The sequence below is a fragment of the Ideonella sp. P3_A4 genome (assembly GCF_056403075.1).
Window position 1 is genome coordinate 1 of record NZ_JBFUGE010000206.1, and the last position, 10,444, is coordinate 10,444.

The following is a 10,444-nucleotide window of genomic DNA, read 5'->3' on the forward strand; positions in this document are numbered from 1 at the left end:
ATGGGTGGTCGATTCGGCCGACAACGGCGTGCAGCACTTCGTCATCCTCGACAAGCGCAATGCGCGTGTCTACGTGTTCGACCCGAGCGGCAAGCTGACCGGCGCCAGCCCGGTGTTGCTCGGCTATGCCGCTGGCGACGACACGGTGCCCGGCATCGGCGAAAAAGCCATCGCCGACGTGAAGCCGCAAGAGCGCACCACGCCGGCAGGGCGATTCCTGGCGGCGCGCGGGCTCAACTCGCTGCAAGAAGACGTGGTCTGGGTCGACTACAACGCGGCGGTGTCGATGCACCGGGTGCGCGCCACCAACCCCAAGGAACGCCGGCTCGAGCGCCTGGCCACGCCGACCGCGAGCGACAACCGCATCAGCTACGGGTGCATCAATGTGCCGGTGAGCTTTTTCAACAGCGTGCTGTGGCCGATGTTCCAGGCTCACGCGGGGGTGGTCTACGTGCTGCCCGAGATCAAGCCGCTGACCCAGGTTTTCCCTGGTATCGAGACGCCGTACCACGTCGTCTCCACCAGATCTCCTGGCGACTTTGTTTCAGGCCGGGCTCGATCCGCCGTGTAAAGCATCCCCCAATTGCGGTAAATACGCCCAGCAAGCCAGTCTGTTGTCGCGATTGCTTACTGTCCTTGCGTTTAGCATTCCGTCCATCTTGAGCCGGGTCCTCGCGCCCGGCTCCTTCTTGATGGACAAGGGAAGCTGGCGCGATGGGTGTGGTGGGATTCAAAGGCGTGCGTTTGACATGCCTGGCAGCTCTGTGTTGGATCTCGGCAGCTGGCGCACACGCCAGCGCCGAGACTGCCGCCGTCAAGGTCGACTTTCTGGAAGAGAAAGCCTCGGCCGATGCCCGTTTGATGGCGCAAAGAGCCTTCGAGCAAGGTGACGCCAAGGGCAAGCCGGTCGCCATCGTCGACAAGAAGAACGCCCAGATCTACATCTTCGGTGCCGATGGCGTGTTGCGCGGCACCACGCCGGTCCTGCTGGGGCTGGCCAAGGGCGACGACAGCGTGCCCGATATCGGCAAGAAGGCCGGCGGTTACATCCCCTCGACCGAGCGCACCACGCCGGCGGGGCGCTTCGACTCCGAGCCCGGCCACAACATCAAAGGTGAAGCGATCGTCTGGGTCGACTACGACGCGGCCTTCGCGATCCACCGCCTGCGCCCGGCGCACCCGGCCGAGCGCCGCGCCGAACGGCTGGCTTCGGCAACGCCCGACGACAACCGGATCTCGCAAGGCTGCGTGATCGTCAGCGGCGCCTTCTTCGACCAGGTGGTTGCTCCGACGCTGGGCCGCCAGCGCGGTGTGGTCTACGTGCTGCCCGACATGCAAGAGTCGATGGCCAGCGCGACCCCAGCGGCCCACAAGCTCTGAATTCGTTCCTTGCCGCCGATCCGGTGGCAATCCAGCGGGCCCTGATCGGGCCCGTTTGCTTTTGGTGGTCCCGAAAAAAGGTGCCCGCGCAAAAGGTCAGCCCCCCGGCAAACCTTTCGCGCGGGCTGCCTGACAAGCCTCGCACCTTGGACGCGGGGCGGGCCAGGCGACTCACACCAAACCATTGCGACCAGCCGGCAATCTGCATTCCCAGTCGCGATTGGCGACGGCTTTTACAAACTGCCACGGTTTCGAGCGGCGATGATTCGCCGCCGCCGTACAGGTAGGTGGTGCGTCACGCTCGGGTCAAACCGGCTGCGCAGAATGCGCCGAAGCTGCCTCGAAATCGTGATTTCGGGGCGGCTTCGACCCCAACACAATAGCGCCCCATCCATCGGCACCGTCGGGGCCGGGGTATCAATCTGGGAGGTTACTTCAGTGGGACGTATTGCAAGACTTGTCGCTGGCAGCTTGTTGCTGGCGGCTGTCGCATTGCCGGCTCAGGCGCAGTACCACGCGAGCCTGGTCGAGAACAGCAAGGCGTGGGGCTCTGTGGTGGCCGATTTCAACCGCGATGGGCACGACGACATCTTCGTCTGCGGTCACCATTCGGAGGATCGCATCTGGTATTGGACGCCCGGCGGCTATCAACCAGCGGCGCAGATTTTCGACTGGGTCGATCGCCACGACTGTGACGCGGCCGACGTCGACCTTGACGGTCGGATCGACCTGTACTGCGCGGTCGGCGCCGAGAAGGGCACCGGACAGGGCCCGAAGGAGCTGTGGCTGCAGGGCGCCGACGGCATCTTCACGAAGGCGGTCGACCATGGCGCTGAAGACCCTTACGGCCGCGGCCGTTGGCCGATCTTTCTGGACTTCAACCACGACGGCTACCCCGACATCTACCTGAGCAACCTGGCGACGATTCGCGACGATGGCCAGACCAACATCAGCCACCTGTTCGTCAATCAGGGCGGGGCAAAGTTTGTCGAAACTCCGACGCTGGCCACCGGCGCGCGCGGCGCGCAGTGCGTCGCCAAGGGCGATGTCAACCGCGATGGTTGGGACGACCTGCTGGTCTGCAACGAGAAGTCGACCGGCCATATCTACGTCAACAACCGCAAGGGCGACTTCGACGAGCTGTCGTCGCCTGCGATCAAGGGCGAGTGGACGTCTGCCAAGCTCGCCGACATGAACGGCGACGGCCGCGACGATCTGGTGCTGATTTCCAATACCAGCCGATTCGAGATCTGGCTCAACACCGGCAAGGCTCCTTATTTCGTGAAGCCGGCCTTTACCGATGTCTTGCCGGCGATCGGCGTCTCACTGACGATCGGCGACTTCAACCACGATGGACGTCCCGACGCGTATGTGGTGCTGACCACCGCGACCTGCGAAACCAGTTTGCACGACAAGGCGCCCGACCTGGTCTACCAAGCCAAGTCGCACGGTAGCGGCTGGACCCGGACGCAGATGACGCAGGACTACGAGGGTTGCGGCCACCTGGCCGACACTGTCGACGGCAACAAGGTGCTGCTCGAAAACGGCGGTGGCGACTACCGCGGGCCGAACTTCGTCATCAGCTGGGATCAATGATCGTTTCGTCAGGCGCCGAGATCATGCCCACGTTCATCAGCGCCTGCAGCGTGGCCAGCGTGTCGGCCTCGTGCAGCGGCTTGTCGTGACGAATACGCAGCATGCGCGGGAAGCGCACGGCAATGCCGCTCTTGTGGCGCGTGCTGCGGTTGATGCCCTCGAAGCCCAGTTCGAACACCAGCGTCGGCTTGACGCTGCGAACCGGGCCGAACTTCTCCAGCGTGGTCGCGCGGATGATGCGGTCGACCTCGCGGAACTCCTCGTCGGTCAGGCCTGAATAGGCCTTGGCAAACGCGACCAACTGCAGCCCATCGGGCTGCGGCGGGTCGCGCCGCGCGATCGCGTCGATCACCGCTTGCGCCTCGGCCGCATCGCGCGGCGTGCGGTTCCATACCGCGAAGGTGTAGTCGGTGTAGACGCTCGCGCGCCGGCCGTGGCCGGCCTGGGCGTAGATCAGCACCGCATCGACCGACAGCGGCGCGATCTTCCACTTCCACCACGTCCCTTCGGCCTTGGTGCGGCCGCTGCCGTAGCGCGCTTCGCCGTGCTTGAGCATGAAGCCTTCGACGCCGCGCTCGCGTGATTGCTCGCGCAGCGTCGCCAGCTCGGCCCAGCTGCCGCGCTGTTCGACCGGCGAGACCATCAGCGTCTGGCCCTTGACCTGCGAGGCCAGCGCTTCGAGCAGCGCGCGGCGTTCAAGCTGCGATCGGTCGCGCAGATCTTCGCCGTCCCATTCGAGGATGTCGTAGGCGATCAGGCTGACTGGCGCGTCGGCCAGGATCTTCCTGTTCAGCGTCTTGCGGCCGATGCGTTGCTGCAGCAGGTTGAAGGGCGCCGGTCGGTTGTCCTTCCACACGAGTATTTCGCCGTCGACGACGGTGCCGTCGGGCCATTGGCCCGCCAGCGTGACGATCTCTGGGAAGCGCTCGGTGACCAGCTCTTCGCCGCGCGACCAGATCCAGATCTGGCCGGCGCGTCGCACGACTTGCGCGCGAATACCGTCGTACTTCCACTCGACCAGCCAATCGGTCGGCGGGCCCAGGCGGGCGTCGAACTCGGGCAGCTCACCTTCGAGCGCATGGGCCAGGAAGAACGGGTAGGGCTGGCCTGAGTCAGCGGGTGCCTGCGTCGCTTCGGACGAGACGAGGTCGCGGTAGGCGCGCGCATCGGGCCGCGCCGTCTTGTCGGTGTAGCCCATCATGCGCTGCGCGACGAGCTTGGCGTCGACGCCGGCGCRGGCCGCGAGCGCACGTTGCACCAGCAGCTTGCTGACGCCAACACGAAAACCGCCGCCGATCAGCTTGGTCAGCAGGAAGCGGCCCGTCGCATCCAGCTCGGCCCAGTAGGCGGCGATGCGCTCGGCCTGCTGCTCGGGCGGCAGTTCACGCAAAGGCAGCAGGCGTTTTTCGACCCATTCGGCCAGCCCGACATCGCTGGTCTCGGTGGCCATCGGCAGCACATGGGCGATCGTCTCGGCGAGGTCGCCAACAGCCTGGTAGCACTCGTCGAACAACCACGGCGCGATGCCGGCCTGCTGCCGCGCCAGCTCTGTCAGCATGCCGGTAGGCACAACCTGGCGCGGCTTGCCGCCGGACAGGAAGTACACCGCCCACGCGGCGTCGGCGTCGCTGGCCTGCGCGAAGTAGCGTTTCAGCGCATCGACCTTCGCGTTGGTCGCGGTGCTGGCGTCCAGCTCTTCGAAGAGTTGCGAGAAGCGCTTCATTCGTTGCTCTCGACATCGCCCGCTGGCTTTTGAACGTCCGCCCGCTCGTCGTCGTACTCGGTCTCGAACGCACCCGCCTGCAGCCCTTGCTCTTCGAGCCAGCGAACCATGATCGCCTCGTAGCCATGGGTCACGATCACGCGCTCGGCGCCGGTCGCTGCGATCGCGCGTTGCAGGCCAGGCCAGTCGGCGTGGTCGCTCAGCACGAAGCCACGGTCGACCGCGCGACGGCGGCGTGCGCCGCGCAGCTGCATCCAGCCGCTGGCGAAGGCGTCGCTGTAGTCGCCGAAGCGTTTGGTCCAGGCCGAGCCTTGCACCGACGGCGGTGCGACGACCAACGCGCGCGACAACGCAGCCTTGTCGACCTCGGTCGCGTGCTGCGTTGTCGGCAGCGCCACGCCTGCCTCACGGTAAGCCTCGTTCAGCGGCTCGACCGCACCGTGCACGACGATCGGCCCGATGGCCGGATCGACACCAGCGAGGATGCGCTGGGCCTTGCCGAAGCTGTAGCCCATCAGCAGGCTCGCGCGGCCGGCTTCGGCGTTGGCGCGCCACCATTGGTTGATGTCTTCGAACACCGCACGCTGCGGCTGCCAGCGGTAAATGGGCAGGCCGAAGGTCGACTCGGTGATGAAGCAGTGGCAGCGCACCGGCTCGAACGGCTCGCAGGTGCTGTTGTGGTCGTCGGCGCCCGAGACGAAGTAGTCGCCCGACGCCACCCACACCTGGCCGCCGTGCTCGACGCGGACCTGCGCTGAGCCCAGCACGTGGCCGGCAGGGTGCAGGCTCAGGCGCACACCATGATGATTGATGATCTCGCCGTAACTCAGCGTTTGCAGCGTGATCTCGCCCAGGCGCGAGCGCAGCACGCCTTCGGATTTCGCCGCCGCGAGGTAGTGGCCATGGCCCATGCGCGCGTGGTCGCCGTGCGCGTGGGTGATGACCGCCCGGGCCACAGGCCGCCAAGGGTCGATGTAGAAGTCGCCGGGAGGGCAGTACAGGCCTTCGGGCCGCTGGACGATCAGATCCATCGACCGGAGACTAGCGCAAGCAGCAGACTACGGCGCTGTCGAGTGCCGAAGGGCTTACCGAATGACACCGTACTGTCAAAGATTCGCCCTAGCGTGTGCGCCTTCGCAATCGGCCCGACACTTCCCAACACGAGGCCGATGCTTTCACCACCCGAGAGGAGTCAAAGCATGACAGAAGCATCCCGTCGTTCATTCCTGCAGTTGCTGGGCATCGGTGCAGGCGCCGCTGCTGCCGGCGCCTGCGCGCTGCCGCCCAGCATCGCCCGCGCGCTGGCCATCCCCGCGAACAACCGTACCGGCACGATCAACGACGTCGAACACGTCGTGATCCTGATGCAGGAAAACCGCTCGTTCGACCATTACTTCGGCAGCCTGCGCGGCGTGCGTGGCTTCAGCGACCCGCGGGCGATCAAGCTGCCGTCGGGCAAGACCGTGTGGCACCAGCCGAGCGGCAACGACGAGTTGCTGCCTTTCCGCCCACCGGTGGACAACCTGGGCCTGACCTTCCTGCCCGATGTGCCGCACGGCTGGAACGACACCCATGGCGCGTGGAACAAGGGCCGGCACGACCAGTGGGTCGCGAACAAGGGCGTGAGCTCGATGACGTACCACGTGCGCAGCGATATCCCCTATCACTACGCGCTGGCCGATGCGTTCACCGTCTGCGACGACTACCACTGTTCGCTGATGGGCCCGACCGACCCGAACCGCTACCACCTGTTCAGCGGCTGGGTCGGCAACGACGGCAAGGGCGGCGGCCCGGTGATCACCAACGCCGAAGCCGGCTACGACTGGAGCACCTACCCCGAACGCCTGCAGCGCAACGGCGTGTCATGGAAGGTCTACCAGGACGAAGGCCTGGGGCTGGACGCGGCCCACTCGTGGGGCTGGACGAACGACGCGTACATCGGCAACTACGGCGACAACTCGCTGCTGTACTTCCATCAGTTCCAGAACGCCAAGCCCGGCAACCCGCTGGCCGACCTTGGCAAGACCGGTACCCGCATCAACAACCAGGGCCGTGACCCGAACCGCTTGATGGACGTCTTCAAGCAGGACGTGGCCAGCGGCAAGCTGCCGCAGGTCAGCTGGATCGCCGCGCCCGAGGCCTACAGCGAGCACCCGAACTTCCCGGCCGACTACGGCGCCTGGTACATCTCGCAGGTGCTGGACACGCTGACCTCGAACCCCGAGGTCTGGAGCAAGACGGTGCTGCTGATCATGTACGACGAGGAAGGCGGCTTCTTCGACCACATGCCCCCGCCGGTGCCGCCGCAGACCGCGGCGCAAGGCGACTCCACCGTGTCGACGGTCAACGAGATCTACCGCGGTGACCTCGTCTACAAGGCCGCCCCTTACGGCCTGGGCATGCGTGTGCCGATGCTGGTGGTCTCGCCGTGGAGCAAGGGTGGCTTCGTCAACTCGCAGCTGTTCGACCACACCTCGGTGATCCGTTTCCTCGAGGCGCGTTTTGGCCAGGGCAAGCCCGACCTGACCGAGGCCAACATCACACCGTGGCGCCGCGCGGTGACCGGTGACCTGACCTCGGCCTTCGACTTCGCCACCCCCGACACCGGCGTTGTCTCGCTGCCGAGCACGGATGCCTACTTCCCGCCTGACCTGAACCGCCACGACAGCTACCACGTGGTGGCGCCGCAGGATGACCAACTGCCGCAACAGGAGCCGGGGCTGCGCCGCGCCCGCGCGTTGCCGTATGCGCTGCATGCGCGTGGTCATGTGATTGCATCTGACGGCAGCTACCGCCTGCGGTTCACCAACGTGGGCAGCGCCACCGCGGTGTTCCAGGTGCATTCGGCCCGGGCGGCTGACCTGCCGCGCTGCTACACGGTCGAGCCCGGCAAGAAGCTGACCGGTGACTGGGCGGTGAAGGCGCAAGGGGCCACCACCTACGACCTGACAGTGCGGGGGCCGAACGGTTTCCTGCGCGGCTACAAGGGCAGCGTCAGCGCCGACAAGGCTCGGCTCGAAGTGCGCGACGTCTACGCCGCGCAGAACCAGGTGCTCAAGCTCGAGCTGCACAACCTGGCCAAGAGCAAGGCGGTCGTGCATGCGCTGGACCGCTACACGGGCCAGAGCCAGTCGATCGTGTTGGCCGCCAACGCGACGGACACCGTGCAATGGAACCTGGAGGCGACCTTCGGCTGGTACGACCTGGTGCTGACGGTTGACGGCGACACCGGCTTCGAGGTGCAGCTGGCCGGCCACATCGAGAACGGCCTGCCCAGCTCCAGTGACCCGGCGCTCGGCAACCTGATGCTGAAGCGCTGATGGATGGCCCGGGCCGCCGTTGGGCGGTGGCCTGATTTGTCTTGGCCGGGCCGCAATCGCTGCGGTCCGGCGGTTCAACCGCGCGTCAGAACAGGTCCCACAGTTCGGCCGGCATCGTCTCGAGCACTTCGCGGACGTTGCAGCCTTCGCGCAGGTCGAGCGAAGAGAGGATCCAGTCGCGCTGGTCTCTTGGCCCCAGGATCTGCGGCAGCGAATCGCGGCTCATCTGAGGGCGAAATTCCGACTTGAATTGAATGGCATTCAGCGGTGATGACATGGTCTGAGAACTCCCGTGGTTCATACGGCCTTGTGCGCTGCTGCGATCTTGGTCGAGCCTGCTGCTTTCGCCGTTGGACGCCATTAGACAGTGACCCCGGCTGCCGCAAGCGATGGAAAAGCGGGCGCTTGGCAGGCTTCTTGAAGTAAAACACCACGCACCTTGAAGTAAAAAGCCAGGCTCCCTAACCCGTTACGCCGATGGCGTTCACTCCATGAACCCAGAAGACATCGTCCAGCGCCAACTCGACGCCTACAACCGCCACGACCTGGAAGCCTTCGTCGCCACCTATGCCGAAGACGCCGAGCTGTACCGCGTGCCCGCCACCACCCCGGCCTTGAAGGGCCGGCAGCAGTTGAGCGACTTTTACCGCGACTCGCGCTTCAACCTGCCCAAGCTGCACGCCGAGCTGGTGCACCGCATCGTCATGGGCGACAAGGTCATCGACCATGAGCGCATCACGGGCTTGCGCGACGAGGTGGTCGAGGCGGTGGCGGCCTACGTCGTGCGCGATGGGCTGATCCGCAGCGCGTGGATGTTCGCGCCGGAGTAGGTCGACGGCCGCCGAAAGCGGCCGACATTGGACGACTGACGAGCGGCCCTCGCCACTCAGGAAAACGCGGGTGAGTTCGTCGGCCCGCACGGGTATCTTCCCCTCCGGCCGCCGCCAACCACTTGGTGCGCGGCCCCATCAAGGGGAGAGACCATGCTGCACCTTCGTACGAAGTTCGCTGTGCTGTGTCTGATCGGCCTGATGGCCGACGCCGCGCTGGCACAGGCCAACGGCGCGTATTCCCACGAGCGAACAGTGGCCATCGCGCGCCCCGACTGGATGGCCAGCGTGTCCGGCGGAAAGCGGCTGCACGAGCTGAGCCTGCCCGGTACCCACGACAGCGTCACGGGTGAATACACCGGCATCGTGCCGGGCGTCGAGACGCAGACATTGAGCCTGGCGGCGCAGCTCGAAAGCGGCGTCCGTGTGCTGGACATCCGCTGCCGCCACATCGACAACGCCTTCGCGATCCACCACGGCATCGTCTACCTCGGTCGCAACTTCGACGATGTGCTGGGCGTGGTCACCACGTTTTTGCGCCAGCATCCGACCGAGACGGTGGTGATGCGCGTGAAGGAAGAGTACGAGCCGGCCAACAACACCCGCAGCTTCCCGGAGACCTTCGACACCTACTGGCGCGATCCGCGCTACGCGCCTTACTTCTGGGCGCCGAACTCGACCGACCCATCGCTCGACGAAGTCCGCGGCCGCATCGTCGTGCTGCAGGACTTCAGCCTGACGCCGACGACTTACGGCATCGACTACGGTTCGCAGAACATCCAGGACGACTACGTCGTGTCCGCCATCACGGCGCAGTACGACAAGTGGCTGAAGGTCAAGGCGCAGCTCGACCGCGCGCACCAGGCCCAAGGCTCATGGCACACGCCTTACATGAACTACCTGAGCGGCTCCACGGGGGTGCTGCCGTACTTTGTCGCGAGCGGCAAGGTGACGGCCAGCACCTCGTCAGCCCAATTGCTGACGGGCTTGACGACACCGCTGTTCAAGTCCTGGTGGCCTGATTTCCCGCGGGTCGGCTGCTTCTGGGGCATGTGCTCGATCGCTTACGACGGGACCAACCACCTGGCCTACAACTACATCTCGAAGGCACCGTACGAATGGCGGTACGCGGGCCTCGTCATGGCGGACTACCCCGGGCCCGATCTGATCCAGGCCGTCATCCAGCTGAACTTCCACTGAGGGCCGCGCGCCCTGCGGTGCTGCGTCAGGCCGRCTCGGTGCAGACCAGCACGCGGTTGCGGCCGGCGCTCTTGGCCTGGTAGAGGGCGACATCCGCCGAGCGCGACAGCGCAGCCAGGTCGTAGGGCGGGGCGGTCGTCAGGCCGACGCTCAGCGTCACGGCCAGGCCGGGCGCGATGCCCGACCAGTCGTGCGACTGCACCTGCTCGCGCAGCCGCTCGCTCACCTCTTGTGCCAGCGGCAGCGCGGTGTCGGTGAACACGATCAGGAACTCTTCGCCACCCAGCCGCACCAGCACATCGGTGGCGCGGGTATTGGCGCGAAGCAGATCGGCAATGCGCGTCAGCACCAGGTCGCCGGTGGCATGGCCGAAGCGGTCGTTGATGCGCTTGAAG

Annotated in this window: 9 protein-coding genes and 1 pseudogene; 6 read left to right on the plus strand and 4 right to left on the minus strand. The window is 65.8% G+C overall.

Annotated elements, in window-relative coordinates; genetic code table 11:
- From AC1DYI_RS18035 to AC1DYI_RS18045, 3 genes and pseudogenes are all read left to right on the plus strand, one after another.
- Positions 1 to 571 (plus strand): annotated as a pseudogene (locus tag AC1DYI_RS18035) (hypothetical protein); the annotation flags it as partial.
- A gap of 167 nt (positions 572 to 738) precedes the next feature.
- Positions 739 to 1,380, plus strand: a complete 642-nt coding sequence (locus AC1DYI_RS18040) for a hypothetical protein (protein ID WP_477205512.1) — start codon at positions 739 to 741, stop codon at positions 1,378 to 1,380.
- A gap of 438 nt (positions 1,381 to 1,818) precedes the next feature.
- The gene (locus tag AC1DYI_RS18045; RefSeq protein ID WP_477205513.1) at positions 1,819 to 2,976 is read left to right on the plus strand and encodes an FG-GAP repeat domain-containing protein; all 1,158 of its coding nucleotides are present in this window, start codon (positions 1,819 to 1,821) and stop codon (positions 2,974 to 2,976) included.
- Here the strand turns inward: AC1DYI_RS18045 and AC1DYI_RS18050 are convergent.
- The gene (locus tag AC1DYI_RS18050) at positions 2,960 to 4,699 is read right to left on the minus strand and encodes an ATP-dependent DNA ligase (RefSeq protein ID WP_477205514.1); all 1,740 of its coding nucleotides are present in this window, start codon (positions 4,697 to 4,699) and stop codon (positions 2,960 to 2,962) included. The genes AC1DYI_RS18045 and AC1DYI_RS18050 overlap by 17 nt on opposite strands.
- On the minus strand, positions 4,696 to 5,730 hold the full coding sequence (locus AC1DYI_RS18055; protein WP_477205515.1) for a ligase-associated DNA damage response exonuclease: 1,035 nt from the start codon (positions 5,728 to 5,730) through the stop codon (positions 4,696 to 4,698). Before AC1DYI_RS18055 ends, AC1DYI_RS18050 begins: the two co-directional genes overlap by 4 nt.
- Positions 5,731 to 5,898: 168 nt before the next feature.
- Here AC1DYI_RS18055 and AC1DYI_RS18060 point away from each other — a divergent pair, with 168 nt between their 5' ends.
- Entirely contained in the window at positions 5,899 to 8,019 is a 2,121-nt protein-coding gene (locus AC1DYI_RS18060; RefSeq protein ID WP_477205516.1) for a phosphocholine-specific phospholipase C, read from the plus strand.
- Positions 8,020 to 8,104: 85 nt separating this feature from the next.
- Here AC1DYI_RS18060 and AC1DYI_RS18065 read toward each other — a convergent pair whose 3' ends face one another.
- Positions 8,105 to 8,245: a hypothetical protein gene (locus AC1DYI_RS18065; RefSeq protein ID WP_477205517.1), complete on the minus strand. Its 141-nt coding sequence runs from the start codon at positions 8,243 to 8,245 to the stop codon at positions 8,105 to 8,107.
- Between the two features lie 265 nt (positions 8,246 to 8,510).
- Between AC1DYI_RS18065 and AC1DYI_RS18070 the strand changes: the two genes are divergently transcribed.
- Both AC1DYI_RS18070 and AC1DYI_RS18075 read left to right on the plus strand, forming a co-directional pair.
- Positions 8,511 to 8,849: a nuclear transport factor 2 family protein gene (locus AC1DYI_RS18070; protein ID WP_477205518.1), complete on the plus strand. Its 339-nt coding sequence runs from the start codon at positions 8,511 to 8,513 to the stop codon at positions 8,847 to 8,849.
- Between the two features lie 153 nt (positions 8,850 to 9,002).
- Positions 9,003 to 10,049, plus strand: a complete 1,047-nt coding sequence (locus AC1DYI_RS18075; RefSeq protein ID WP_477205519.1) for a phosphatidylinositol-specific phospholipase C — start codon at positions 9,003 to 9,005, stop codon at positions 10,047 to 10,049.
- A gap of 25 nt (positions 10,050 to 10,074) precedes the next feature.
- On the opposite strand, the gene AC1DYI_RS18080 is transcribed toward AC1DYI_RS18075, so the two are convergent.
- Positions 10,075 to 10,444: GGDEF domain-containing protein (locus AC1DYI_RS18080; protein WP_477205520.1), on the minus strand; the 370-nt coding region annotated here is incomplete at its 5' end.